The 25,038-nt window shown below is 61.9% G+C and carries 26 protein-coding genes; 10 read left to right on the top strand and 16 right to left on the bottom strand.

Annotated elements, in window-relative coordinates:
* Positions 1–10: 10 nt before the first annotated feature.
* Entirely contained in the window at positions 11–943 is a 933-nt protein-coding gene (gene cpaB, locus KVG91_RS02220) for a Flp pilus assembly protein CpaB (protein WP_169375527.1), read from the bottom strand.
* A gap of 334 nt (positions 944–1,277) precedes the next feature.
* Here cpaB and KVG91_RS02215 point away from each other — a divergent pair, with 334 nt between their 5' ends.
* Together KVG91_RS02215 and KVG91_RS02210 are read left to right on the top strand one after the other, a co-directional pair.
* The gene (locus KVG91_RS02215) at positions 1,278–1,472 is read left to right on the top strand and encodes a Flp family type IVb pilin (protein WP_169375526.1); all 195 of its coding nucleotides are present in this window, start codon (positions 1,278–1,280) and stop codon (positions 1,470–1,472) included.
* Between the two features lie 57 nt (positions 1,473–1,529).
* The gene (locus KVG91_RS02210) at positions 1,530–1,934 is read left to right on the top strand and encodes a response regulator (RefSeq protein WP_169375525.1); all 405 of its coding nucleotides are present in this window, start codon (positions 1,530–1,532) and stop codon (positions 1,932–1,934) included.
* 30 nt (positions 1,935–1,964) lie between these two features.
* Here the strand turns inward: KVG91_RS02210 and KVG91_RS02205 are convergent, their stop codons facing one another.
* Both KVG91_RS02205 and KVG91_RS02200 read right to left on the bottom strand, forming a co-directional pair.
* Complete coding sequence (locus KVG91_RS02205; RefSeq protein ID WP_169375524.1) at positions 1,965–2,816, bottom strand: MaoC family dehydratase; 852 nt, start codon at positions 2,814–2,816, stop codon at positions 1,965–1,967.
* A 2-nt stretch (positions 2,817–2,818) separates the two neighbouring features.
* Complete coding sequence (locus KVG91_RS02200; RefSeq protein ID WP_169375523.1) at positions 2,819–4,162, bottom strand: 3-oxoacyl-ACP reductase; 1,344 nt, start codon at positions 4,160–4,162, stop codon at positions 2,819–2,821.
* A gap of 115 nt (positions 4,163–4,277) precedes the next feature.
* Between KVG91_RS02200 and KVG91_RS02195 the strand changes: the two genes are divergently transcribed.
* Positions 4,278–5,555, top strand: a complete 1,278-nt coding sequence (locus KVG91_RS02195; protein ID WP_169375522.1) for an acetyl-CoA C-acetyltransferase — start codon at positions 4,278–4,280, stop codon at positions 5,553–5,555.
* Between the two features lie 134 nt (positions 5,556–5,689).
* Positions 5,690–6,589: a PA4780 family RIO1-like protein kinase gene (locus KVG91_RS02190; RefSeq protein WP_169375521.1), complete on the top strand. Its 900-nt coding sequence runs from the start codon at positions 5,690–5,692 to the stop codon at positions 6,587–6,589.
* 175 nt (positions 6,590–6,764) lie between these two features.
* Here the strand turns inward: KVG91_RS02190 and cueR are convergent, their stop codons facing one another.
* The 3 genes from cueR to KVG91_RS02175 all read right to left on the bottom strand — a co-directional run bounded on the left by cueR (position 6,765) and on the right by KVG91_RS02175 (position 9,801).
* Positions 6,765–7,166: a Cu(I)-responsive transcriptional regulator gene (cueR, locus tag KVG91_RS02185; protein WP_169375520.1), complete on the bottom strand. Its 402-nt coding sequence runs from the start codon at positions 7,164–7,166 to the stop codon at positions 6,765–6,767.
* Positions 7,163–9,355, bottom strand: a complete 2,193-nt coding sequence (locus KVG91_RS02180; protein ID WP_169375519.1) for a heavy metal translocating P-type ATPase — start codon at positions 9,353–9,355, stop codon at positions 7,163–7,165. Before KVG91_RS02180 ends, cueR begins: the two co-directional genes overlap by 4 nt.
* A gap of 65 nt (positions 9,356–9,420) precedes the next feature.
* Positions 9,421–9,801 carry a hypothetical protein gene (locus KVG91_RS02175; protein ID WP_169375518.1) on the bottom strand — a complete coding sequence of 127 codons (381 nt, stop codon included), beginning with the start codon at positions 9,799–9,801 and terminating at the stop codon, positions 9,421–9,423.
* A gap of 307 nt (positions 9,802–10,108) precedes the next feature.
* Here KVG91_RS02175 and KVG91_RS02170 point away from each other — a divergent pair, with 307 nt between their 5' ends.
* Together KVG91_RS02170 and KVG91_RS02165 are read left to right on the top strand one after the other, a co-directional pair.
* The gene (locus KVG91_RS02170) at positions 10,109–10,306 is read left to right on the top strand and encodes a heavy-metal-associated domain-containing protein (RefSeq protein WP_169375517.1); all 198 of its coding nucleotides are present in this window, start codon (positions 10,109–10,111) and stop codon (positions 10,304–10,306) included.
* 87 nt (positions 10,307–10,393) lie between these two features.
* Positions 10,394–11,587: a multidrug effflux MFS transporter gene (locus KVG91_RS02165; protein WP_217894860.1), complete on the top strand. Its 1,194-nt coding sequence runs from the start codon at positions 10,394–10,396 to the stop codon at positions 11,585–11,587.
* Between the two features lie 8 nt (positions 11,588–11,595).
* Here the strand turns inward: KVG91_RS02165 and KVG91_RS02160 are convergent, their stop codons facing one another.
* From KVG91_RS02160 to KVG91_RS02150, 3 genes are all read right to left on the bottom strand, one after another.
* Positions 11,596–11,778 (bottom strand): hypothetical protein, encoded by a 183-nt coding sequence (locus tag KVG91_RS02160; protein WP_169377166.1) that lies wholly within the window; start codon positions 11,776–11,778, stop codon positions 11,596–11,598.
* 147 nt (positions 11,779–11,925) lie between these two features.
* Positions 11,926–12,939 carry a zinc-binding alcohol dehydrogenase family protein gene (locus KVG91_RS02155; RefSeq protein WP_169377165.1) on the bottom strand — a complete coding sequence of 338 codons (1,014 nt, stop codon included), beginning with the start codon at positions 12,937–12,939 and terminating at the stop codon, positions 11,926–11,928.
* Positions 12,940–12,963: 24 nt separating this feature from the next.
* Positions 12,964–13,257: a putative quinol monooxygenase gene (locus KVG91_RS02150; protein WP_169377164.1), complete on the bottom strand. Its 294-nt coding sequence runs from the start codon at positions 13,255–13,257 to the stop codon at positions 12,964–12,966.
* A 118-nt stretch (positions 13,258–13,375) separates the two neighbouring features.
* Here KVG91_RS02150 and KVG91_RS02145 point away from each other — a divergent pair, with 118 nt between their 5' ends.
* Positions 13,376–14,302, top strand: a complete 927-nt coding sequence (locus KVG91_RS02145) for a LysR family transcriptional regulator (protein WP_169377163.1) — start codon at positions 13,376–13,378, stop codon at positions 14,300–14,302.
* Positions 14,303–14,440: 138 nt separating this feature from the next.
* Entirely contained in the window at positions 14,441–15,130 is a 690-nt protein-coding gene (locus tag KVG91_RS02140) for an ArsR/SmtB family transcription factor (RefSeq protein WP_169377162.1), read from the top strand.
* Positions 15,131–15,189: 59 nt separating this feature from the next.
* On the opposite strand, the gene KVG91_RS02135 is transcribed toward KVG91_RS02140, so the two are convergent.
* Positions 15,190–16,143: an adenosine deaminase gene (locus KVG91_RS02135; RefSeq protein WP_169377161.1), complete on the bottom strand. Its 954-nt coding sequence runs from the start codon at positions 16,141–16,143 to the stop codon at positions 15,190–15,192.
* 194 nt (positions 16,144–16,337) lie between these two features.
* Between KVG91_RS02135 and KVG91_RS02130 the strand changes: the two genes are divergently transcribed.
* On the top strand, positions 16,338–17,429 hold the full coding sequence (locus tag KVG91_RS02130) for a calcium:proton antiporter (protein WP_169377160.1): 1,092 nt from the start codon (positions 16,338–16,340) through the stop codon (positions 17,427–17,429).
* A gap of 53 nt (positions 17,430–17,482) precedes the next feature.
* Here KVG91_RS02130 and KVG91_RS02125 read toward each other — a convergent pair whose 3' ends face one another.
* The 6 genes from KVG91_RS02125 to KVG91_RS02100 all read right to left on the bottom strand — a co-directional run bounded on the left by KVG91_RS02125 (position 17,483) and on the right by KVG91_RS02100 (position 23,534).
* Positions 17,483–18,841, bottom strand: coding sequence for an 8-oxoguanine deaminase (locus KVG91_RS02125; protein ID WP_169377159.1), 1,359 nt, complete (start codon positions 18,839–18,841; stop codon positions 17,483–17,485).
* A 213-nt stretch (positions 18,842–19,054) separates the two neighbouring features.
* On the bottom strand, positions 19,055–19,741 hold the full coding sequence (locus KVG91_RS02120) for an SDR family oxidoreductase (RefSeq protein ID WP_169377158.1): 687 nt from the start codon (positions 19,739–19,741) through the stop codon (positions 19,055–19,057).
* A 48-nt stretch (positions 19,742–19,789) separates the two neighbouring features.
* Entirely contained in the window at positions 19,790–20,371 is a 582-nt protein-coding gene (locus KVG91_RS02115; RefSeq protein ID WP_169377157.1) for an IMPACT family protein, read from the bottom strand.
* A 12-nt stretch (positions 20,372–20,383) separates the two neighbouring features.
* Positions 20,384–21,043: a TetR/AcrR family transcriptional regulator gene (locus KVG91_RS02110; RefSeq protein WP_169377156.1), complete on the bottom strand. Its 660-nt coding sequence runs from the start codon at positions 21,041–21,043 to the stop codon at positions 20,384–20,386.
* An 87-nt stretch (positions 21,044–21,130) separates the two neighbouring features.
* The gene (locus KVG91_RS02105) at positions 21,131–22,525 is read right to left on the bottom strand and encodes a uracil-xanthine permease family protein (protein WP_169377155.1); all 1,395 of its coding nucleotides are present in this window, start codon (positions 22,523–22,525) and stop codon (positions 21,131–21,133) included.
* 88 nt (positions 22,526–22,613) lie between these two features.
* On the bottom strand, positions 22,614–23,534 hold the full coding sequence (locus KVG91_RS02100; protein WP_169377154.1) for a LysR family transcriptional regulator: 921 nt from the start codon (positions 23,532–23,534) through the stop codon (positions 22,614–22,616).
* Positions 23,535–23,660: 126 nt separating this feature from the next.
* Here KVG91_RS02100 and KVG91_RS02095 point away from each other — a divergent pair, with 126 nt between their 5' ends.
* On the top strand, positions 23,661–25,010 hold the full coding sequence (locus KVG91_RS02095) for an aspartate aminotransferase family protein (RefSeq protein ID WP_169377153.1): 1,350 nt from the start codon (positions 23,661–23,663) through the stop codon (positions 25,008–25,010).
* Positions 25,011–25,038 lie beyond the last annotated feature (28 nt).

Below are 25,038 nucleotides of genomic sequence, written 5' to 3'. Positions count from 1 at the left end.
CCTTGCTTGATCACGGAGTTTGTGGCGCCGCCTGGGCGCCGCGAATCACTTCAACGCCACGGCGCACGCCGGGTGAGCCACTGGCCGGTGCGATTCGTGTTGGCGCGCCGGTCAGGGCCAACTGAGTGAATTGGTAGAGGTCGCGGTTGGCGCTTTCGAGTTTTTGCGGCGCATCGTTTTCCCCGGCCCAGTAGCGGCTGAGCCGTTGCTCCTCGGCGCTGCGCACGGCCAGGCGCAAGGTGCCGGCCTGAGCGGCGAGCATCAGCCGGCTTAACAAGGGCTCTGGCACTGCCAGCACCACGGTGCGTGCGGCGGCTCGACGTTGGGCGGCCTGGGCGCGTTCTTCAACCGTGACCGGCGGTGGCACTGCGGGTTGGCCGTCGTTGGCCAGGCCCAACTGGTCACCGACGCTGAGCAGGCGCATGGCCGGGAGGACGATCTGCGCCGACTGCTCGGCGTTGCTGGCGTCCTGGCGCAGGAACAGCAACACGTCCACGTAATCGCCAGGTGCCAGTTGGCCGGCTGCGCCGATCACCTCATCCACCGCAACAGCCAGTGCGCGTTCGTCTGGGCGGATCATCCGCGCGAGCGGGCCACCGCCACTGAAACTGTCTTCGGTGAGCCAAGTGCCGGCACCGAGCGTGCGCAACGGCACGCGGCCGATGGCCTGGTCGATCCGGTTCAGGCTGCCGGCGGGCACGGTGCGCAGTTTTTCCACGGCCAGGTCGGCTGCGGTCAGTGGAATCAGGGCCGGCACGTCATGCACCAGAACCACCACCGGTTGGCGGGTCTGGTCTTCAACGGCAGCGAGGCTATTATCGACAGAAACGACAGGTGCTGCGGCAGGCGCCGGTGGGCTACTTAACATCAGCCCCCAGTATCCGGCGATCAAGGCTCCGATCAGCAACAAGCCGGCCAGGACCATGCTGATGCGACTGTTCATGACGGCTCTCCCTATCCCGTTGCACTACACGCCCTGTTAATCCAATGGGCTACTTCGCAACATGGCTGTGATGAACATCTAACGATTTGGCTATTTGACGGTAGCTCAGCTAGGACGAAATGCCATTAAGGAGCCGAAAATTTATCAGGGTGACCAACTTCAGTCTTTTCGATCCCGAGTGTTTAGGGGGCATTAACGTGCGACTAATACTTTGTGATTAATGCGTTCTTACAGTTGTGAGGCTGAGGTTTGTTGACAATGCTCTAGTGGCACGCCGCAATTTTCTGGTGGTAGAGCCCTTCCGGCTTTCAGTGGCGTTTTAGGGAGAAGTCTTATGTTGCTTGACCTGATGTTGAAGTTTTATGCGCAAGCTCAACTTTTCTTTCGGCGCAAAGATGGCGCGTCGGGTATTGAATACGCAATTATCGTCGCGATGGTTGCATTGGTTATCGTCGCTGCAGGTGCGGGGTTGGGAGATAAGATTACATCCATCTTCGATAAGGTCTCTAACGGAATGACCAGCTCATAATCATCCGTTCATATTCTGGGCGCCCCCATTAAAGTTCATCCAAGTTCAGGTACCGCCATGAGCGCCTCTTCGCCCACCCGCCAGCAAATTCTCTTGGTGGACGACGAGGAGGACGCCCTGATTGAGCTTGCCGAATCCCTCGAGAATGAAGGGTTTGTCTGTTACACCGCGACTTCCGTCACCTTCGCCTTGCAAGAATTGACACTCCACCCCGATATCGCCCTGGTCATCACCGACTTGCGCATGCCCGAGGAAAGCGGGATATCCTTGATCAAACGCCTGCGCGAACACACCTCACGCTCGCACCTGCCGGTGATCGTGATGTCTGGCCATGCCGACATGGACGATGTGAGTGACTTGCTCCGTCTGCAAGTGCTGGATCTGTTCCGCAAGCCGATCTACCTGGTGCGGTTGCTCGATACGTTGAACAACCTGTTTCCCCTGTATAAATCCTTCCGATAGCCGTGGAAAAGCTTCCACATCAGGCCGGCTTTACGCGAGCGGCCGCCATTTGCCCACCATATGTTCAATATCGCCCGGGCCTTTCAACCAGAACTCACCGGCGGAACCGGGGGCGCTGCTTAATAACGTCACTTCACCAGGCAGGCGCACGGGCTTTTTGAACGCCACGTCTATCTCGATATTGGCAGCGGGCAAATGTTCGCCGAGGGCCGCGAGGGTGCGCGCCTTGTTCCACAGCCCGTGGGCAATGGCCTGCGGGAAGCCGAACAGCTTGGCGGTGAGGGCGCTGAGGTGGATCGGGTTGTAGTCGCCGCAAACCCGTGCGTAACGGCGGCCGATATCGGCGGGGGCTTTCCAGCGAGTCAGTTCGCTGACCTGGGTGGGGGAGGGTTGGATGAGGTCACTCCCAGGTTCGCCCTCCAGTTTCACGCCCCGGCACAGCATGCGGCTTTCGGCTTCCCATAACGGTCCAAGGGCGTCTTCGGCTGTCGTGATCAGGTCGAAGGTGGCGCCCTTGGGGTGAGGCGTGAGGTTCTGGGCGTGTACGCCGACGGACAACTCACTGATACCACCGAGGGGCCGATGGACGCGGATGCGGTTATTCAGATGAATCAGCCCCAGCAGCGGAAAGGGGAAGTTGTGGTCAGTCAGCAATTGCATCTGCAGGCCGAACGCCAGGATGTGGGGATAAGTCGCCGGCAGTATCGGGCCGTCGGCGAAACCGCAGACCTTGCGATACGCCGCCACGTGTCTGGGATCGATGCTCACCTGGCAGCGCAACCCTTGCTCGGGCAAGGTGCTGCCGGTGATCTTGCGTTTGAGCGCCGCCCGCCAGTACAGCGGCGGCAGGAACGGCGCAGTGCCTAAGGTCTTCCAATGCATGTTTATGCTCCCAGCAGACTTTGCCCACATACCCGCAGCGCCTGGCCGCTTACCGCACCGGAACCCGGTTGACCGAGCCAGGCCACCGCTTCGGCGACGTCCTGCGGCAGGCCACCCTGGCCCAACGAACTCATACGTCGCCCGGCCTCACGCAAGGCAAACGGAATATGCGCCGTCATCTGGGTTTCGATAAAGCCCGGCGCCACAGCGTTGATACTGATGCCGCGCGGTTTGAGCAGCGGCGCCCAAGCCTGCGCGAGGCCGATCAACCCTGCCTTGCTGGCGGCGTAGTTGGTTTGCCCACGGTTACCGGCGATGCCGCTGATCGACGCCAACAACACCACACGGGCGTTGTCGCGCAGGGTCCCGCTGTCGAGCAGCGCCTTGGTCAGCACTTGCGGCGCGTTGAGGTTGACCGCCAGCACGGCATCCCAGTATTCCGGGGTCATGTTGGCCAGGGTTTTGTCGCGGGTGATGCCGGCGTTGTGCACCAGGATGTCGAGGCCATCGGGCAGTTGCTCGATCAATTGGCTGGCGGCGTCTTCGGCGCAGATATCCAGCGCGACGGTCCGAACGCCCAGGCGCGCGGCCAGGGCTTCGAGGTCGGCCTTGGCCTGGGGCACATCGAGCAGGATCACCTCGGCGCCGTCGCGGGCCAGGGTTTGCGCGATGGAGGCGCCAATGCCACGCGCGGCGCCGGTCACCAAAGCCTTGCGTCCGGCCAGGGGCCGTGTCCAATCTTCGACCGGCGTGGCGCAGGCTTGCAGGCGAATCACCTGACCGGAAATATAGGCGCTTTTCGGTGAGAGGAAGAAGCGCAGCGCGCCTTCGAGTTGGTCTTCGGCGCCGTCGCCAACGTAGAGCAATTGCAACACACCGCCGTTGCGCAGCTCTTTGGCCAGCGAGCGGCTGAAGCCTTCCAGGGCGCGTTGCGCGCTGGCGGCAAACGGGTCGCCGAGGCTTTCCGGCGCGCGACCGAGGATCACCAGGTGCGCGCTGTTATCCAGGTTTTTCAGCAGCGGCTGGAAAAATTCGCGCAATTGCTTGAGTTGGTCGGTGTGCTGCAGATCGCTGGCATCGAATACCACGGCCTTGAGCTTGGGCCCATGGCCGGGAATCCAGGTCGATGCCTCGGTGCCATAGGTGTAAGTGGCATCGGTCAGTTTATTGGCGAACGCCTGCACCTGGGTTGCCAGCGCGCCACCCCCCAGCAGCAACGCGCCTTCGACCGGACGCAGGCGCCCGGCTTCCCAGCGCTCCAGGCGTACCGGCGACGGCAGGCCAATGGCGGCGACCAGGCGATGGCCGAGGCTTGAGTTGGCGAAGTCGATATAACGGTCAGACATGGAACGCTCTCCAAAGGCTGGGGTTCAAAGGGGTTGACCATTCGCGGGTCGCAGTCGTTCGATTAAGCCTAGGCTAGTCTGAGAGACTCACCCCACATCCATCAGGGAGCTTTCCATGACTCAAGTGCGCCGTGTCGCGATCATTGGCGGTAACCGCATTCCGTTCGCCCGCTCCAATGGCCCCTACGCCACGGCGAGCAACCAGGCGATGCTCACCGCAGCCCTGGAAGGCCTGATCGAGCGCTACAACCTGCACGGCCTGCGCATGGGTGAAGTGGCCGCCGGCGCGGTGCTCAAGCATTCACGCGACTTCAACCTCACCCGCGAATGCGTGCTTGGCTCGCGCCTGTCGCCGCAAACCCCGGCCTATGACGTCCAACAAGCCTGCGGGACCGGGCTGGAAGCCGCGCTGCTGGTGGCCAACAAGATTGCCCTGGGCCAGATCGAATGCGGTATTGCCGGCGGGGTGGACACCACGTCCGATGCGCCCATCGGCGTCAACGAAGGTCTGCGCAAGCTCCTGCTGCAGGCCAACCGCAGCAAATCCCTGGCGGACAAATTAAAGGTCCTGTTGCACCTTCGTCCCCAACACCTCAAGCCGCAACTGCCGCGCAACGGCGAGCCGCGTACCGGTTTGTCCATGGGGCAACACTGCGAGTTGATGGCGCAGACCTGGCACATTCCTCGCGCCGAGCAGGACCAACTGGCGCTGGAAAGCCATCAGACAATGGCTGCCGCCTACGCTGAAGGCTGGCACGACGATTTGCTCACACCTTTCCTCGGCCTGACCCGCGACAACAACCTGCGCCCCGACCTGACCCTGGAAAAGCTCGCCGCCCTTAAACCGGCCTTCGAGCGCAGCGAAAAGGGCACGCTCACCGCCGGCAATTCCACGCCGCTCACCGATGGCGCATCGCTGGTGCTGCTGGGCAGCGAAGCCTGGGCCAAGGAACGCGGTTTGCCGATCCTGGCCTACCTGCGCGATGGCGAAGCGGCGGCGGTGGATTTCGTCAATGGCGCCGAAGGCCTGCTGATGGCGCCGGTGTACGCGGTGCCACGCTTGCTGGCGCGCAATGGCCTGACACTGCAGGACTTCGACTACTACGAGATCCACGAAGCGTTCGCCGCCCAGGTGTTGTGCACGCTCAAGGCCTGGGAAGATGCCGATTTTTGCGCGACCCGGCTTGGCCTTGACGCGCCGTTGGGCGCCATCGACCGCAGCCGGCTCAATGTGAAGGGCAGTTCCCTGGCCGCCGGGCACCCGTTTGCCGCCACGGGTGGGCGGATCGTCGCCAACCTGGCCAAGTTGCTGGACGCGGCGGGCAAAGGCCGTGGGCTGATTTCGATCTGCGCCGCGGGCGGCCAGGGCGTTACCGCGATTATTGAACGTTGATTGCAACGTAAATTGGCCTATTGGATGCATTCTTGAGTGGTCAGAGGTCGGTAGCCTCTCCCACCGGCGCGCCGATTGCCGTATAACGAGTGCCACACGCGTGTTTGGTAATACAGGACCCACAATAAAAGCTGATGAAGACTCCTAAACGCATTGAACCCCTGATCGAAGACGGTCTGGTCGACGAAGTGCTGCGCCCACTCATGAGTGGTAAAGAAGCAGCTGTTTATGTGGTGCGCTGCGGCAACGAATTGCGTTGCGCCAAGGTTTACAAGGAGGCGAACAAACGAAGTTTTCGTCAAGCGTCCGAATACCAGGAAGGCCGTAAGGTCCGTAACAGCCGGCAGGCCCGGGCCATGGCCAAGGGTTCCAAGTTCGGCAAGAAAGAAACCGAAGATGCCTGGCAGAACGCCGAAGTGGCGGCATTGTTCCGCCTGGCCGGTGCGGGCGTTCGCGTGCCCAAGCCGTACGACTTCCTTGAGGGCGTGCTGCTGATGGAGCTGGTGGCCGACGAATACGGCGATGCGGCGCCGCGTCTGAATGACGTGACCCTGGAGCCGGACCAGGCCCGCGAATACCACGCCTTCCTGATTTCGCAGATCGTGCTGATGCTGTGTACCGGTCTGGTGCACGGTGACCTGTCCGAGTTCAACGTACTGCTCACGCCGACCGGCCCGGTGATCATCGACTTGCCCCAGGCGGTGGACGCGGCGGGCAACAACCACGCGTTCAGCATGCTGGAGCGGGACGTGGGCAACATGGCTTCCTATTTCGGGCGCTTTGCCCCGGAATTGAAGAAGACCAAGTACGCCAAGGAAATGTGGGCGCTGTACGAAGCCGGCACCTTGCACCCGGCCAGCATCTTGACCGGTGAGTTCGACGAGCCGGAAGAGTTGGCGGACGTGGGCGGTGTGATCCGCGAGATCGAAGCGGCGCGGCTGGATGAAGAGCGTCGCCAGGCGGTGCGCGCGGCGGATGAAGCGCCGCAGAGCAAGGTGTCGGACGAACCACCGCCGCCGCCGTGGATGCAATGATCTTCATATAAACGAAGATCAAAAATGTGGGAGCAGCATCTCTGTGGGAGCTGGCTTGCCTGCGATAGCATCACTGCGGTGTGAATGATATACCGAGGTGCCTGCATCGCGGGCAAGCCCGGCTCCCACAGGGTACTGCTCCCACATCTGGTTTTGTGTTTATTCAGTTAAGGCATCAGGTGCAGCAAGGGCCCGAAGCCAGCTCCTTGAGGATCGGACAATCCGGCCGGTCATCGCCCTGGCAATGCTCCACCAGGTCCTGCAACGTATCGCGCAGTTGCCCCAATTCCAGAATCTTCTGATTCAGCTCATCGATATGTTGGCGCGCCAGCGCCTTCACATCCGCGCTGGCTCGGTGCCGGTCCTGCCACAGGGTCAGCAGCTTGCCGACTTCCTCCAGGGAAAACCCCAGATCCCGCGAACGCTTGATAAACGCCAGGGTGTGCAGATCCTCCTGGCCGTAGATGCGATAGCCACTGTCGGTGCGCTGGGCGGCTTTGAGCAGGCCGATGGATTCGTAGTAGCGAATCATCTTGGCGCTCAGCCCGCTTTGGCGTGCGGCTTGGCCGATGTTCATGGGCGTTGATCCTCCAGAGCCTCTGGTTTCCAAGTCTTCAACAGTAAGGCATTGCTCACCACGCTGACGCTGGACAAGGCCATTGCCGCGCCTGCCAATACCGGGTTGAGCAGGCCGAACGCCGCGAGCGGAATACCGATCAGGTTATACACAAAGGCCCAGAACAGGTTCTGGCGGATCTTGGCGTAGGTCTTGCGGCTGATCTCCAGGGCGGCCGGCACCAGGCGCGGATCGCCGCGCATCAGGGTGATACCGGCGGCGTGCATCGCCACGTCGGTGCCACCGCCCATGGCAATGCCGATATCGGCGGCGGCCAGGGCCGGGGCGTCGTTGATGCCGTCACCGACCATGGCCACTACGCCGGTTTTTTTCAACTCGGCGACGGTGGCCGCTTTGTCGGCGGGCAGCACTTCGGCGTGCACGTCTTCAATACCCAGGGCCTCGGCCACCACGCGGGCACTGCCGCGATTATCACCGGTCAGCAAATGGCTGCTGATGTGACGGGCCTTGAGTTGTTGCACGGCCGCCAGCGCACCGGGCTTGAGGGTGTCACCAAAGGCGAACAAGCCCAGCACGCGCGGGGTTGCGCCTTGCTCGATCAGCCACGACAAGGTGCGCCCTTCGGCTTCCCAGGCTGCGGCGCGGGCATCCAGCTCACCCATGCTCAAGCCGCTTTCTTCCAGCAAGCGACGATTGCCCAGTGCCAGTGACTGGCCATCAAGCATGCCGGCGATGCCGCGACCGGTCAGGGATTGGCTGGCGCTCACGTCGGCGAGCGTCAATCCTTGCTCTTTGCACGCATCGAGCACGGCCTTGGCCAGCGGATGTTCGCTGCCGCGTTGCAGCGCGCCGGCGAGTTGCAACAGCAACGCCTCGTTGCCGTCGACTGCCGCCAAGTGGGCGATTTTCGGCGTACCGGAGGTGAGAGTGCCGGTCTTGTCGAAGACCACCGCGCTCACTTGGTGGGCGCGCTCCAGGACTTGGGCGTCCTTGATCAGGATGCCGTATCGCGCGGCGACGCCCGTGCCGGCCATGATCGCGGTCGGTGTGGCCAGGCCCAGGGCGCACGGGCAGGCAATCACCAGCACGGCGACGGCATTGATGATCGCAGTCTCCAGGGACGCGCCATACAGCCACCATCCCAGCAAGGTGGCAAACGCCAGCGCCAGCACGACCGGGACGAACACTTGGCTGACTTTATCCACCAGTTTCTGGATCGGTGCCTTGGCGGCCTGGGCGTCTTCCACCAGGCGGATGATCCGCGCCAGTACGCTTTCGGCGCCAAGCGCAAGGGTGCGCACGAGCAGGCGGCCTTCGCCGTTGATGGCGCCGCCGGCGATCTTGTCGCCGGGCTGTTTCGGTACCGGCAGGCTTTCGCCGCTGATCAAGGCTTCGTCGGCGTGGCTCTGGCCCTCGACGACTTCACCGTCCACCGGGAAGCGCTCGCCAGGTTTGACCAGCACCAGGTCGTTGAGCTTCAGGGCGTTGATGGCGACGTCTTCCTCACGGCCATCGAGTACCCGAACCGCTCGCTCGGGGCGCAGGGCCTCCAGGGCGCGGATCGCGCTGGCCGTTTGGCGTTTGGCGCGGCTTTCCAGGTATTTACCCAGCAGCACCAAGGCGATCACCACGGCCGAGGCTTCGAAATACAGGTGCGGCGCCGGGACGGTGAGCCATTGGTAGACACTCAGGCCATAACCGGCGCTGGTACCGATGGCCACCAGCAGGTCCATATTGCCGGCGCCGGCACGCACGGCTTTCCAGGCGGCGCTGTAGAAGCGCGCGCCAAAGATGAATTGCACCGGTGTGGCCAGGGCAAACTGTGCCCAGGCAGGCAACATCCAATGCAGGCCGAAGGGTTCCACCAGCATCGGCAGCACCAACGGCAGCGCCAGCAGAATTGCCAGCAGCAGCGCCCAACGCTCGCGATGCAGGCGCTGGGCCTGGTCAACCTCGGTGGCCGTTTCGCTTTGGGGCAGGGTGGCGGTGTAGCCGGCCTTGTCGACGGCGGCGATCAGCACGCCGGGGTCTATCGGGCCGAGTACTTCAACATGGGCACGTTCATTGGCCAGGTTGACGCTCACGCTCTGCACCCCCGGCACCTTGCCCAGCGCGCGTTCGACGCGGCCGGCGCAGCTGGCGCAGGTCATGCCGCTGATCGGCAGGTCAAAGGTGGTCGATCCATTCATCGGGCAGTCCTCCAGAAGACATTGTCCCTAGGATCAACCTTGACCTGTGGGGAAGGTCAAGGGCTTCAGTAGCCCAGTTTGGCGGCTTTGAGGTACATCCCGTCCGGGCCTTGGGCGATGCGCAGTTTGCGCACATCACCGGCTTTGAGCGTGATGTTCTGCGCAGGCGGTGCGAGCAGGCCGGGCAGGCAACCCGGCGACTGCCCCGGCAGCAGTTTCAGGCGCAGTGACACATCACCGGCAGGCAGGTTGAACGAGGTGGACTCTTCCTGAAACAGGCGGCCGGCCAGTTGATCCTGAATATAGAGCCCGATTTCACAGGTGGTCGGCACTTCCAGGCGCTCCCGGGAAATGATCAGCACCGCATAATCTTCTGCGGCAACGGCCTGTGGCGCGGCGGCAGACAAGCTCATCAAGCCGAGAAGGGCAAAAAATGACCAGCGCATGGCGAATGCTCCGTGGTTTGAATCGAAGAGGGGTGAAGCTTGGCCTTTGAAGCCACCGAATACCAGCCCGGCAGAAGTTTTCAGAACTTGACCTTGCCATCGTGGCAAGGTCGAGACTGCGCTCCAACCGCATCGGTATTGGTGTAGTGAGCGGGCTTGTCCCGCGCTGGGTGGCGAAGCCGCCCCAATAAGGACAACGCCGAATTGCAGATAGAACTCGGTCGCCTGGTTTGGGGCGGCTTCGCCACCCAGCGCGGGGCAAGCCCGCTCACTACATTGATTTATTGACTATCAAAGGAGTCTTGTCATGCAAGTATTCAGCGTAGAAGGAATGACCTGTGGCCATTGCGTTCGAGCGGTGACCCAGGCGGTGCAGGGCCAGGACCCGGCGGCCAGTGTGAAGGTCGACTTGGCGGCAAAGGAGGTTGGAGTCGAGAGCCGGCTGTCCGCCGAGCAAGTGATCGAGCTGATCACGCAAGAGGGCTACAGCGCCAGGCTAGCTTGAGACGCTCAAAAATAGTTAGCGAGCTATCGTGTTCAATGCACCCAAGCGCGGCTAGACTATCGGGCTGCCGTCTCACTTGGGTGCCCGATGAACCTTCGCATAATCCTGATTCTGGGAGCCTTGAGCGCCTTTGCGCCGTTGGCGATCGATTTTTACCTGCCAGGCTTCCCGGCCATGGCCAAGGCTTTCGCGACCGATGAAAAGCACATCCAGCTGACCCTGGCGGTGTATTTCGCCGGCCTGGCCATCGGCCAATTGATCTACGGCCCGCTGGCGGACCGCTTCGGTCGACGCGGCCCGCTGCTCAGTGGTGTCACCCTGTTTACCCTGGGCTCCTTTGCCTGTGCCTTCGCGCCATCCCTGGAGTGGCTGATCGGCGCGCGCTTCGTCCAGGCCCTCGGCGGTTGCGCAGGCATGGTGATTTCCCGCGCGGTGGTCAGCGACAAATGCGACGCGGTGGGCTCGGCCAAAGTGTTTTCCCAGCTTATGCTGGTGACAGGCCTGGCACCGATCCTCGCCCCGCTGGCTGGCGGGTTGATGGTGGGGTTGTGGGGTTGGCAGTCGATTTTTCTGGCACTGTCGATTTTCAGCGTGATGGCCGCCGTCGCCGTGGCGGTCGGGCTGCCGGAAACCTTTCCGGCGCATCAGCCGCGCCAGCCGTTGTCCGGCTCGCTGCGGCGCTACGCTGCGCTGCTGTCCGACCGGGTTTACCTGGGGTATGCCCTCACCGGCGGTATCTCGATTGCCGGGATGTTCGCCTACATCGCCGGTTCGCCTTTCGTCTTTATCCAACTCTACGGCGTGCCCGCCGAGCATTACGGCTGGCTGTTCGGCTCCAACGCCGCCGGCTTTATCCTGGTTGCCCAAGTGAACGCGCGGCTGCTGGCCAAACGTGGCCCGGCGTTTCTGCTGTCGCGCAGTGTGTGGGTCTACCTGGTGGCGGCCTTGACGTTGCTCGGTATCGCAGCCTTGCGCACCGATGCGCTGTGGCCATTGCTGGTGCCGCTGTTTATCTGCATCGCCAGCCTGGGCTGCATTCTGCCCAATACCTCGGCCTGTGCCATGAGCGGGCAGGGCGCCAGGGCCGGCAGCGCCTCGGCGTTGCTTGGCTGCATTCAGTTCGGTGTGGCGGCGGGGGCCGCATCGTTGGTGGGGGCGCTGCACGATGGCACCGCCATGCCGATGGCGATGGTCATCACCTTGTGCGGTGTGCTGGCGGTGACGATTGCCATGACGACCCAGCGCCTGCAACGGGCGAGAGCCTTGCAGGCGCAGGCCTGAGGAACGGCTCAGCCCGCCGCGGAGCGTTGCTGGCTGTTCGGGAAACGATGGGGCGCCTGGATGCGGGCTTGCAGGGTGTCGGCAAAGGCACGGGCCTCGGCCTCGGTGCGGAAGGTGAACACGTCCTTGTCCAGACGCACCTGCCATTGATTGCCTGCGGATTTTGCTAACGCTTTTATCAGGATTTTCATTGCTGACTTCCTCACGTAAAAGAATCGTGGCAAAGGCGGCCAATATAAACCCGAACACGCTCACAAGTATGACAAGGATCAACTCTCTGACTAGCGGTGTCGTCCGTTACCTACAGGGAGTAACGGACAACGCTGACAGAGATTTTTTCAGAACCCTTCCAGCACGATCTTGCCCCTGGCCTTGCCGCTCTCCAGCAGCGCATGGGCGCGTCGCAGGTTGGCCGCGTTGATCACACCGAAATGCTCGCCGAGCGTGGTTTTCAGGGTGCCGGCGTCGATCAGCTCGGCCACGCGATTGAGCAGGTTGTGCTGTTCGATCATGTCCGGCGTTTCAAACATCGAGCGCGTGTACATGAACTCCCAGTGCAGCGACAGGCTCTTGCGCTTGAGCTTGCTGACGTCCAGCGCCTTGGGGTCGTCGATCAGCGCCAGCTTGCCCTGGGGTTGCAGGGCTTCGACCAGTTGGTCCAAGTGATGGTCGGTCTGGGTCAGGCTGGCAACGTGGGTCACCTGCGGGTGGCCGGCGGCTTTCAGCGCCTCGCTCAGCGGTTGGCTGTGGTCGATCACCAAGTCGGCGCCGAGGGCCTTGGCCCAGGCTTGGGTTTCCGGGCGCGACGCGGTGCCGATCACCTTCAGGGCAGTAAGTTGGCGCGCGAGCTGGGTCAGGATCGACCCGACGCCGCCGGCGGCGCCGACGATCAGCAGGCTCTGCCCTTCATCCTCTTTGCCTTCGCGCACTTGCAGGCGTTCGAACAGCAACTCCCAGGCGGTGATGGCGGTCAGCGGCAGGGCGGCTGCTTCGGCAAAACCCAGGCTTTTTGGCATATGCCCGACGATGCGCTCGTCCACGGTGTGCAGTTCGCTGTTGCCGCCCGGACGCACCAGGGAGCCGGCGTAGAACACCTTGTCCCCGGCCTTGAACAGGGTCACTTCGCTGCCGACCGCCTTGACCACGCCGGCCACGTCCCAGCCCAGCACCTTGGCCGCGCCGTTTTCCGGAGCGACGTTCTGGCGCACCTTGGTGTCGACCGGGTTGACCGAGATGGCTTTGACTTCCACCAGCAGGTCACGCGGGCCGGCGACGGGCTCCGGCAGTTCGATGTCTTGCAGGGCATCTGGATCGGTGATTGGCAGTGAGGCGTAGTAGGCAATGGCTTTCATGAGGGCTCCGGAAAAAGGCAGTGATCAGGCAAGAAACTGCAGGCGCTTGAGTTCGAAGTGTTCGATCACATCAGCGGCCTGGACGCGAAAACTCTGGACATGCGCGCTCTGGTCGTGGTCGGCCAGCGCGGCGGCGTCGCTCCAGCGTTCGAGCATGTAGAAGGTTTCGGGGTGTTGCAGATCCTGGTGCAGGTCGTACTGCTCGCAACCGGCCTCAAGGCGAGTGGGTTCCAGCAGGCCGCGCAGCAACGTTTCCAGGGCGGCCTGTTGGCCCGGCTTGGCGATCAGCGTGGCGATGACGTTAAAGGCTGTGGACATATTCAGCTCCAGACACGTGATGAACGGGATACACGGATGATTGGCTATTTATCGGCGAGATAAAAGCGGCTAAAACAGAGGGCTGTTTCAACAAAATTTTGATAATGAGTGGAAATGCATGCTGCGTTTTGATGATTTGCAGTTGTTTGTGCGTGCCGCTGACCTCGGTAGCCTGTCCGCGGCAGCGCGGGTGATGGACCTGTCGCCGGCAGTGGCCAGTGCGGCGCTCAAGCGTATCGAACAGCAACTGGGGGCGCGTTTGCTGGCGCGCTCCACCCGCAGCCTGCGCCTGACCGCCGAAGGCGAGGGGTTCCTGGCCTATGCGCGCGCTGCGTTGAGCTCGCTGGACGAAGGGCGGCGCTTGTTGGCCAGCGGCCAGGACCATGTCAGTGGCGTGCTGCAGCTGTCGGCCCCATCGGACTTCGGGCGCAACCAGCTGCTGCCGTGGCTGGACGAATTCCAACGTGAGTACCCGCAACTGAGTGTGCGTCTGCTGCTGGGTGATCGGATTGCCGACCTGTTCCGCCAGCCGGTGGACATCGCCCTGCGCTACGGTGAACCCGAGGATTCCAGCCTTGTCGCGTTGCCCGTCGCCCCGGACAACGTTCGCGTGCTGTGTGCCTCCCCCAGTTACCTCGCGCGCCACGGCGAGCCGCGGCATCTTGAGCAACTGGCCCAGCACAATTGCCTGCTGTATATGCTTGGCCGCCGGGTCCACGACCATTGGCGGTTTCACGACGGCAAACGCGAAGTCAGCCTGACCGTCACCGGCGATCGCTTCAGTGACGACGCCGATGTGGTCCGCCGTTGGGCGGTGGCGGGTGTCGGCATTGCCTACAAGTCCTGGCTGGATGTGAGTACCGACGTGCTGGCCGGGCGTTTGCGCCTGATCCTGCCTGAGCTGCGTGGCGAGCGCACGCCGCTCAATCTGCTATGTGCCCACCGCGCGCAACTGAGCAAACCTATCAACCTGTTGCGCGAAATGCTCGTGTCCCGTTGTGCGACCTTGACTGCCCAATTGCCGGAGCGATCGAGCGCGACGTAACGCCTTCCATCAAAGCCGGAAATTTCACTCACGCCCTGTCCTTATCCGCGCTGTCAGACGCCGTGGAACCGGCGGCTTACGCCCCTATACTTTGGCGCCAACCTCAGCAAAAAAAATAAACCGACAGGGAGTGAAAGAATGGACGCCGCACCTTGCATCAGTCAGATCGCCAGCTTGCTCGCCGAGCCTAAACGCACCGCCATGCTATGGGCCTTGATGGACGGCTCGACCCGGTCGCCGGCAGAGTTGGCGGCACTTGCCGGCGTGTCATCGACATCCGCCAACGCACATCTGGCGCGACTGACCGCAGGGGGGCTGCTGCGGGTCGAGACCAGGCGTGGCAAGCGTGTATTTCGCGTCGCCGCGCCGGATGTCAGCGCGGCCATCGATGCCTTGGCCAGGACCACCATGGCGTGTGCCGCACGCAGCGCACCGGATGCGTTGCCACCGGCCCTGGCCGCGCCACCGTTGTTGCGTCATGCCCGGCTGTGCCATGGCCATCTCGGCGGCGAGCTGGGCGGGCAGTTGTATCAACATCTGCTGGAGGCAGGATGGATCGAGCGCTACGAGCAGCGCACCGATGTGACGGTCAAGGGCGCGCAGCACTTGGCAGGGCTGGGGATTTTCACCCAGGCATTGACGTCGCCGCTGGTGTGTAACTGTTTTGACTGGAGCCAGGAGCAGCCGCATCTGGGCGGTGCGTTGGGGGCGGGGTTGTTGCAACTGTTTTTACAGTCGAACTGGATCAGCGTAATCAACGAGTCGCAAGCGTTGCAGGTTCATGATGTCGGGCGGCTGGAAATTGCCCGTTTGGCCTTGCCAGGGTGACCATTCACAAAAATCCAATGTGGGAGCTGGCTCCCACATTTTAATCTGTGTTCAATCTGTTACGGCTTGACCAACCTGGCATCCAGGCTGTTCTGCGCGAGGCGTTTGGCCTGGTCCTGGGTCATGCCCAGCGAGGTGTACAGCGCGTGAAAGTTCTCGGTGACATAACCGCCGAAGTAAGCGGGGTCATCGGAGTTCACAGTGACCTTCACGCCACGCTCGAGCATGTCGAGGATATTGTGCTGGGCCATGTCGTCGAACACGCACAGCTTGGTGTTGGACAGTGGGCAGACCGTCAGCGGGATCTGCTCGTCGATGATCCGTTGCATCAGGCGTTCGTCTTCGATGGCTCGCACACCATGGTCGATACGCTGGATTTTCAACAGGTCGATGGCTTCCCAGATGTACTCGGGCGGGCCTTCTTCGCCGGCGTGGGCCACGGTGAGGAAGCCTTCGTGACGGGCGCGGTCGAACACACGCTGGAACTTGCTCGGCGGGTGGCCCATCTCGGAGCTGTCCAGGCCGACGGCCACGAACGCGTCACGGAACGGCAGGGCCTGGTCCAGGGTTTTCTCGGCTTCGGCTTCGCTCAGGTGGCGCAGGAAGCTGAGGATCAAACCGTTGGTGATGCCCAGTTGCTGCTCGCCATCCTTAAGCGCAGCGGCGATGCCATTGAGCACCACTTCGAACGGCACGCCACGGTCGGTGTGGGTTTGCGGGTCGAAGAAGGGTTCGGTGTGAATCACGTTCTGTGCTTTGCAGCGCAGCAGATAGGCCCAGGTCAGGTCGTAGAAATCCTGGGAGGTGCGCAGCACATCGGCGCCCTTGTAATACAGGTCGAGAAACTCTTGCAGGTTGTTGAAGGCGTAAGCCTTGCGCAGGGTTTCGACGTCGTTCCACGGCAGCGCAATCTTGTTGCGCTCGGCCAGGGCGAACAGCAGCTCCGGCTCCAGTGAGCCTTCCAGGTGCAGGTGCAGTTCAGCCTTGGGCAGGGCGTTGAGCCAATCGTACATGTTCTAAATTCTCATCAGGTGCAATGGCGGCATTCTACAGGCCATGGCTGAAATAATCGGCAAAACCTGACCAGCAGGAGAGTTTTGGTTTTTTCTACGCAATAGCGGCCCGACCTAAGATGTAACGAAACGTTAGCGGATTGGCGCAGTCTGTACCCCATCAATGACCGATTTGCCGTTTGGTAAGGCCCCCAATGCTCACATCCCTCAAGCAAGAAAAATTCATGCTGCTGGCGCTGATTGCCGCCATCGCCGCCTACCCGCTGGAACACTGGATGCTGCACAACGGGCAAATGGTAGCGCTGCTGGCCGGCCTCGCGTTGATCGGTTTTATAGTGATGGCGTCGATGCGCGTGGCCCATCACGCCGAGCAGCTTGCCGAAAAAGTCGGCGATCCCTACGGCACCATGATCCTCACCCTCGCCGCCGTGCTGGTGGAAGTGGTGATCCTGGCGATCATGATGAGTAATGAACCGTCGCCGACGCTGGTGCGTGACACCATTTATTCGGCGGTGATGCTCGACATCAACGGCATTCTGGGCCTGGCCGCGCTGATGGGCGGTATCAAGCATGGCGAACAGTCCTACAACGATGATTCGGCACGTACCTACAGCGTGATGATCCTCACTGCGATGGGCGTGTCGATGGTGGTGCCGGAATTTATCCCCGAAGCCGACTGGAAAATTTACTCAGCCTTCACCATCGGCGCGATGGTGGTGCTGTACACCCTGTTCCTGCGCATGCAGGTGGGGCCGCACAGTTACTTCTTCAGCTACAGCTACCCGGAAAAACGCCGCAAGAAAGTGCCCGAGGAAGAACACGCACCGGCGGTCAGCCTGGCGTTTTCAATCGGCACCCTGGTGTTTGGCGTGATTGTGATTGGCGCCCTGGCCGAAGTGATGTCCAAGACCTTGGACCTAGGCCTGGAAGGCACGGGGGCTCCGCCGGTGGTCACGGCGATTGTGGTGGCGGCCATTTCGGCTGCGCCGGAGATCTTGACGGCGTTGCGTGCGGCGCTGGCGAACCGCATGCAGTCGGTGGTGAATATCGCGCTGGGTGCTTCGTTGTCGACGGTGATCCTGACGGTGCCGGTGATGGAGGCCATGGCGCTCTACACCGGCCAGCCTTTCCAGATGGCGATGACGCCGGTGCAGACCGTGATGGTGTTTATCACGCTGATTGTCAGCGCGATAAACCTCAACGATGGCGAAACCAATGCCATCGAAGGGATGACTCATTTTGTGTTGTTTGCGACCTTCATCATGTTGTCGCTGTTGGGGGTGTAGGCACCGAAGAACTCAATGTGGGAGCTGGTTCCACATTGTGATCGGTGTATGGCTCAGGTCCCGGCGATCAGTTGCCGTGCCGCCTGGCTGTGATCGGCAATCAAGCCTTTCAAGTCCAGACCTTCCACTTGGCCGTCGATCACGCGCCACTTGCCAGCGATCATCACCCGATCGGCTCGATCCGCGCCACACAGCAGCAGCGCCGAGATCGGATCATGGCTACCGGAGAAACGCAACTCATCGAGTTTGAACAACGCCAGGTCGGCCTGTTTGCCGACGGCCAATTCACCAATATCCGTACGCCCCAGCAACTGCGCCGAACCTTTGGTCGCCCAGCCGAGCACGCCTTCGGGGGTGATCTTTTGCGCGCCGTAACGCAGGCGCTGAATGTACAGGGCCTGGCGTGCTTCAAGGATCATGTTGGAGGCATCGTTGGAGGCGGAGCCGTCCACGCCCAGGCCGATAGGCGCGCCCGCCGCGAGTAGGTCCAGGGTGGGGCAAATGCCGGACGCGAGGCGCATGTTCGAGCTTGGGCAATGGCAGATGCCGGTGCCCGCGGCGCCCAGGCGCGCGATTTCATCCGGGTTGAAGTGAATGCCATGGGCCAGCCAGGTGCGTGGCCCGAGCCAGCCGACGCTGTCCAGGTAGTCCACGGTACGCAGGCCGAAGCGTTGCAGGCAGAAGTCTTCCTCGTCGAGGGTTTCCGCCAGGTGAGTGTGCAGGCGCACATCCAGGCGGTCGGCCAGTTCGGCGCTGGCTTGCATGATTTGCGGGGTGACCGAGAACGGCGAGCAGGGCGCCAGGGCGATCTGGATCTGCGCGCCGTCGCCGCGCTGGTGGTATTCGCGGATCAGGCGTTGGCTGTCGTCGAGGATGACCTGGCCCTGTTGCACGGTCTGCTGCGGTGGCAGGCCGCCGTCAGCTTCGCCCAGGCTCATGGAGCCGCGGGTAAGCATGGCGCGCATGCCCAATTCGCGCACGCTCTGGACTTGCACATCAATGGCGTTTTCCAGGCCATCCGGGAACAGATAGTGGTGGTCCGCCGCCGTGGTGCAGCCGGACAGCAGCAATTCTGCGAGTGCGACCTTCGACGCCAGGGCTAGTTTTTCCGGCGTCAGCCGCGCCCAGACGGGGTACAGGGTTTTCAACCAGGGGAATAACGGCTGGTTGACCACCGGCGCCCAGGCGCGGGTCAGGGTTTGATAGAAATGATGGTGCGTGTTGATCAGGCCCGGAAGGACCACATGTTCGCGAGCATCGAACACCTGGCCGCAAGGCACGGCAGGTTCGCGCCCCCAGCCCAGCACTTCGGTGATGACACCGTCTTGCAGCACCAAGCCACCACGTGCGTCGAGGCCGTTGGCAGTGAAAATCGCGAGGGGGTTTTTTAACCAGATACGGGTCGCAGGCATTGGCCGGCTCCTCTGAATGATGGGTTCAGGTTTGCCAGCTCAGTGTTGCCCTGTCTGCTGATCCAGGGTCGCCGGTAAGGGCGCAGGCGGGAGTCTACCTTTGTAGGAGCGAGCTTGCTCGCGAAGATCGTCAACGATAACGCGAGCTGTCTGGTTTAACGCGGTGCCTGGCGGTTCTTCGCGAGCAAGCTCGCTCCTACGGTAGGGCGCGGGTTACCAGGCGATGGTGTCGCCTTTGTAATCGATGAAGTGATGGCCGCCTTTGCCGGTGTAGGCATTCACCTGATCCACCAGGCCGCGCACGCTGGTGTCGACATCAATGTGCGCGTTTTCGCCGCCCATGTCGGTCTTCACCCAGCCCGGATGCAGCGACAACACGGTGAGCTTATGGTCGCCCAGTTGGGTGACAAAGCTGTTGGTCATGGAGTTGAGTGCCGCCTTGCTGGCCTTGTACAGGGCCATATCGGAACCGTCCGGGATGGCCACGCTGCCCAAAACCGAACTCATGAAGGCCAGTACGCCGCTGTCCTTGCGGATCTGCCCGACAAAGCGCTGGGCCAGGTTGATCGGCGCCACGGCGTTGGTGAAGAACAGTTGGCCGACCTCCGCGAGAGTGGCGTGCCCCGGCTCCTGATTGGCGGGGCCCTTGACGCCGGCGTTGACGAACAGCAGGTCGAAGGTGCGGTCCTTTAGGCGCTGGTTCAGGGCGATCACGGCTTGCTGATCGTCCATGTCGAGTTTCTCGATCTGGACCGGGCCGACGGCTTTGAGGGCATCGGCCTTGCCTGGGTCGCGCACGGTGGCGGTGACGTCCCAGCCATCCTGAAGCAGTTGCTTGACCAGGCCAAGGCCCAGCCCGCGGGAGGCGCCGATGATCAATGCGGTTTTTGGCGTAGACATGAAAGCTTCCTTTAAGCGTCGCGGTTCAGGGAGATCACATAAGCAGTTTCAGCGTTGGAGCAGGATGCGCCCACGGCTCAGGTCGGCCAGCTGGGTTTGCAGGGTGTCGATATGCGCCTCACCCAAGGCGAGTTGCAACTCGACGCCGTTGGCGGTGAAGGCTTCTTGCAGCACCAGCCCGCCCAGTTCGACAACCCGCAGTTTCACCAGGTTCAGCTCGGCGAACCCACAGGCGCAACTCAAGGCGACGCGGCTGATCAGTTCAATGCGCTCGGCATTCTGCAGGCACTTATTCGCGCCGCCGCCGTAGGCACGGGCGAGTCCGCCGGTGCCCAACTGGATACCGCCGTACCAGCGAATCACCAGCACCGCGACCTGATCAAAGCCCTGCGCTTCGATGGCCGCCAGAATCGGGCGCCCGGCGGTGCCTCCGGGCTCACCGTCGTCATTGCTGCGGTACTGGTCGGCCAGCTTCCAGGCCCAGCAGTTGTGGGTGGCGTTCAGGTCGCTGTGCTGCTCGAAAAACGCCTGCGCATCCAACGGGCTGGTGATCGGGGCGGCGAGCGTGATAAAGCGGCTTTTGCGTATTTCTTCGCGAAACTCGCAAAGGCCGGTCAGCGTGAAAGGCATAAGTCGCTTCGTTTATTGGGCCGGCTTGATGCCGCAGCCCTTGAGAATGATTTGGATCAGGTTGGTGCCGGCGTCTTCCATGTCCTGCTTGGTCAGTTTGGTGCGACCGGTCACGCGGCAGATCTGGGTAGCGAAGTCGGCGTAATGCTGGGTGCTGCCCCACAGCAGAAAGATCAGGTGCACCGGGTCGACGGGGTCCATCTTGCCGGTGTCGATCCAGGCCTGGAACACCGCTGCCCGGCCACTGAACCAGGCGCGGTAGTCCTGGCCGAAATATTCGGTGAGGCATTCGCCGCCGCTGATGATTTCCATGGCGAAGATCCGCGAGGCCTGGGGTTGGCGCCGCGAGAACTCCATCTTGGTGCGGATATACCGAGTGAGGGCCACAGCCGGGTCGTCCTCGGCGGTCAGCGCGTTGAAGGTGCTGTCCCACAGCTCGAGGATATTGCTGAGCACCGCCACATACAGGCCCAACTTATTGGTGAAGTAATAATGCAAGTTGGCCTTCGGCAGCCCGGCGCTGGCAGCAATGGTGTTCATGCTGGTGCCTTTGTAGCCATGGCGCGCGAATTCGTCTTCAGCAGCCTGGAGAATCGCTTGTTCGTTCTTTTGCCGAATGCGGCTGGCCGGCTTGCTGGCGTGGTTGCTATGGGCAGGAACTTCGAGGCTCATGGAGGTTTCCGTGCTGATCGATGGAGACGACGTGTGCACAGATAACCCACCCTCACGCCTCAGACAAGTCCTGATGCAATAAAACCGTCAAAGCGGTTCCAGGCTGTCGCTTTCCGGCACTTTGTCTGCGTCAGCGGTAGTGGCTTTGCTTTCGGGGAGCAGCAGGCACAACACGATGGCGGTCAGCCCTCCGCTTGTAATGGCGGAGTCAAACAGGTTCTGCACCAGTGTCGGCATCAGGTGCAGCAGGTTCGGCTGGGCGGCGATGCCCAGGCCAACGCCAAATGAGGTGGCGATGATCAGCATGCTGCGCCGGTCCAGCGGTGCCTGGGCAAGAATGCGCACGCCGGCGGCGGCCACGCTGCCGAACATCACCAGGGTCGCACCGCCCAGCACCGGCTTGGGGATTTGCTGCAGCACCGCACCGATCAACGGAAACAAGCCGAGGCAAAACAGCACCACGCCGATGTACAGGCCGACGTAGCGGCTGGCCACGCCAGTGAGTTGGATCACGCCGTTGTTCTGGGCGAAGGTGGTGTTGGGGAAGGCGCTGAATGTGGCGGCGATCATGCAGCTGACGCCATCGCCGAGTACGCCGCCCTTGAGCCGACTTATATAAGAGGGCCCGCTAATCGGTTGGCGGGCAATCATGCAGTTGGCGGTGAGGTCGCCGACGGTTTCGATGCTGCTGATCAGATAAATCAGCGCGATCGGCAGGAAAGCGCTCCAGTCGAAATTGAAACCGAAGCGAAAGGGCATCGGCAGGCTGACCAGAGGCAGGTCCGGCAAGGCTTGAGGCACGAGTTTGCCGCTGAACCAGGCGGCCAGGCTGCCGAGCGCCAGGCCGATGATGATTGCCGAGAGGCGCACCCAGGGTGTGTTGGAGCGGTTGAGCAGAATGATCGTCAACACCACGAACAGACCCAGTGCCAGGTTGGTGGGGGCGCCGAAGTCGGGGGCGTTGAAACCGCCGCCGAGGTCAGTGATGCCGACTTTGATCAGGCTGATACCGATCAGGGTAATCACGATCCCGGTCACCAACGGCGTGATGACGCGGCGCAGTTGGCCAATAAAGCGGCTGAGCACAATCTGCACCACGGCACCGAAAAAGCACACCCCAAAGATCATCGCCATGATGTCTTCCGGGCTGCCACCGCGTTGTTTCACCAGGAAGCCCGCCGACAACACCGCGCCAAGAAACGCGAAGCTGGTGCCCTGCAGGCAGATCATCCCGGCGCCGATACCAAATGGCCTGCGCGCCTGGATGAAGGTGCCCGCACCGGAAACCATCAGCGCCATGCTGATCAGGTAGGGCAAATACGCCGTGAGGCCCAGTGTGGAACCGATGATCAAGGGCGGGGTGATGATCCCGACAAAGGCCGCCAGTACATGTTGCAGAGCAGCCAGGAAAGCCGGGGCAGGTTTTGGGCGGTCATTGAGGCCGTAGAGCAGGTCGCTGGGGCTTGAGGATTCTGGTGGCATGGCGGGCAAACTCGGGTCGGACGGTTCTAGGTCCTTGTGCGCTTGCAAAAAACTGTCCAGTTGCTCAACTTTTTGCCTGAGTCCCGAGTTAGCGTGTAGTTGCCAAGCTTTCGAGGAAGCTTTCCAGCACCAAATGGGGGCGACGGCCCTTGCGCGTGACCGATGCGAGGCTTAAATCGTAAAACCGTGTAGCCGGTTTCAGCGCGCGCAGTCGGCCTTGTTGTACCCAGAGGCTGGCGTAGTGATCAGGCAGGTAGCCAATGTAGCGGCCAGTGAGAATCAGAAATGCCATGCCTTCGCGGTCGGAGGCGCTGGCGGTGCAGTTGAGCGCCTGGTAGTGGGCCTGGATCTCGGCGGGCAAACGGAACGTCGGGGCGATGGCGTCCTGGGCGTCGATGCGCGCGTCATCCAGTTGCTTGTCGTCGGCATAGAATAGCGGGTGGCCGACGGCGCAGTAGAGCAACGAACGCTCGCTGTACAGCGGCTGGTACTCCAGCCCCGACAGGGCGCTGGCCTGGGGCACCACGCCAACATGCAGGCGGCCATCAAGTACGCCTTGCTCGACTTCGTTGGGGGCGATCATACGGATCTGGATCTGCACGTCCGGGCCGCGCTCCTTCAACTGCGCGAGCGCATGGGTGATGCGCATGTGGGGCAGGGTGACAAGGTTGTCGGTGAGGCCGATGATCAATTCGCCGCGTAAATGCTGATGCAGGCCGTTGACCTCAGTGCGGAAGCTTTCCAGGGCACTCAAGAGCTGCAGGGCCGACTGGTAGACCTCGCGGCCCTCTTCGGTCAGGGAGAAACCGGCGCGGCCGCGCTGGCACAGCCTGAGTCCGAGGCGCTGTTCGAGGTCACTCATTTGCTGGCTGATGGCGGAGCGGCCTATGCCCAACACGGTTTCCGCCGCTGAAAAGCCGCCGCACTCCACCACACTGCGAAAGATACGCAGCAAGCGGATATCGAAGTCGCTGACTTGGGCCAGTGGATCGGGTCGACGGCTGCTCATAGTTTAGTCAAGGCCTGACTGAAGGTTAGAAGAGTTGAATTTCACCGACTTTATCGTCGTGGCAATTTAGCCGCAACAACGCTTTTTCAATCCCGACGCTGCCTGTTGCCCTGCGAGGTTTTGCTGATGAACATGCCCGAAAACGCCCCATCGTCCCTGGCCAGCCAATTGAAGTTGGATGCGCACTGGATGCCGTACACCGCCAACCGTAACTTCCAGCGTGACCCACGCCTGATCGTGGCCGCCCAAGGTAGCTGGTTGACCGATGACAAGGGGCGCAAGGTGTATGATTCGTTGTCTGGCCTGTGGACATGCGGCGCCGGGCATACGCGCAAGGAAATCCAGGAGGCGGTCGCCAAGCAATTGGGAACGTTGGACTACTCGCCTGGCTTCCAATACGGTCATCCGCTGTCCTTCCAGCTGGCCGAAAAGATCACCGACCTGACCCCTGGCAACCTGAACCATGTGTTCTTCACCGACTCCGGCTCCGAGTGCGCCGATACTGCGGTGAAGATGGTGCGTGCGTACTGGCGCCTGAAAGGCCAGGCTACCAAGACCAAGATGATCGGTCGCGCCCGTGGTTATCATGGTGTGAATATCGCCGGCACCAGCCTGGGCGGCGTCAACGGCAACCGTAAGATGTTTGGTCAGGCGATGATGGATGTCGACCATCTGCCGCATACGCTGCTGGCGAGCAATGCCTTCTCCCGTGGGATGCCGGAGCAGGGCGGTATCGCGCTGGCCGACGAACTGCTCAAGCTGATCGAGTTGCACGATGCATCGAATATTGCTGCGGTGTTTGTCGAGCCAATGGCCGGGTCTGCTGGCGTGCTGGTGCCGCCGCAGGGTTATCTCAAGCGTCTGCGTGAAATCTGCGATCAGCACAACATTCTGCTGGTGTTCGACGAAGTGATCACCGGCTTCGGCCGCACCGGCTCGATGTTCGGTGCCGACAGCTTTGGCGTGACCCCAGACCTGATGTGCATCGCCAAGCAAGTCACCAACGGCGCGATTCCAATGGGCGCGGTGATCGCCAGCAGCGAGATCTATCAGACGTTCATGAACCAGGCGACGCCGGAGTACGCGGTGGAATTCCCCCACGGCTACACCTATTCGGCGCACCCGGTGGCCTGCGCGGCTGGACTGGCGGCACTGGACCTGTTGCAGAAGGAAAACCTGGTGCAGAGCGTCGCCGAAGTCGCGCCGCACTTTGAGAATGCGCTGCACGGATTGAAAGGCAGCAAGAACGTGATCGACATTCGCAACTATGGGCTGGCCGGTGCGATCCAGATCACCCCGCGTGACGGTGATGCGATCGTGCGTCCATTCGAGGCCGGCATGGCCTTGTGGAAAGCCGGCTTCTACGTGCGCTTCGGCGGTGACACCCTGCAGTTCGGGCCAACCTTTAACAGCAAGCCGCAGGACCTGGATCGCCTGTTCGATGCGGTCGGCGAAGTGCTGAACAAGATCGACTGATTTCTCCTTCTATATAGAACAACCTTTC

Origin of the sequence: Pseudomonas azadiae (assembly GCF_019145355.1) — a bacterium.
GTDB classification, from domain to species: domain Bacteria; phylum Pseudomonadota; class Gammaproteobacteria; order Pseudomonadales; family Pseudomonadaceae; genus Aquipseudomonas; species Aquipseudomonas azadiae.
This window is presented reverse-complemented; position numbering and strand designations above follow the sequence as displayed.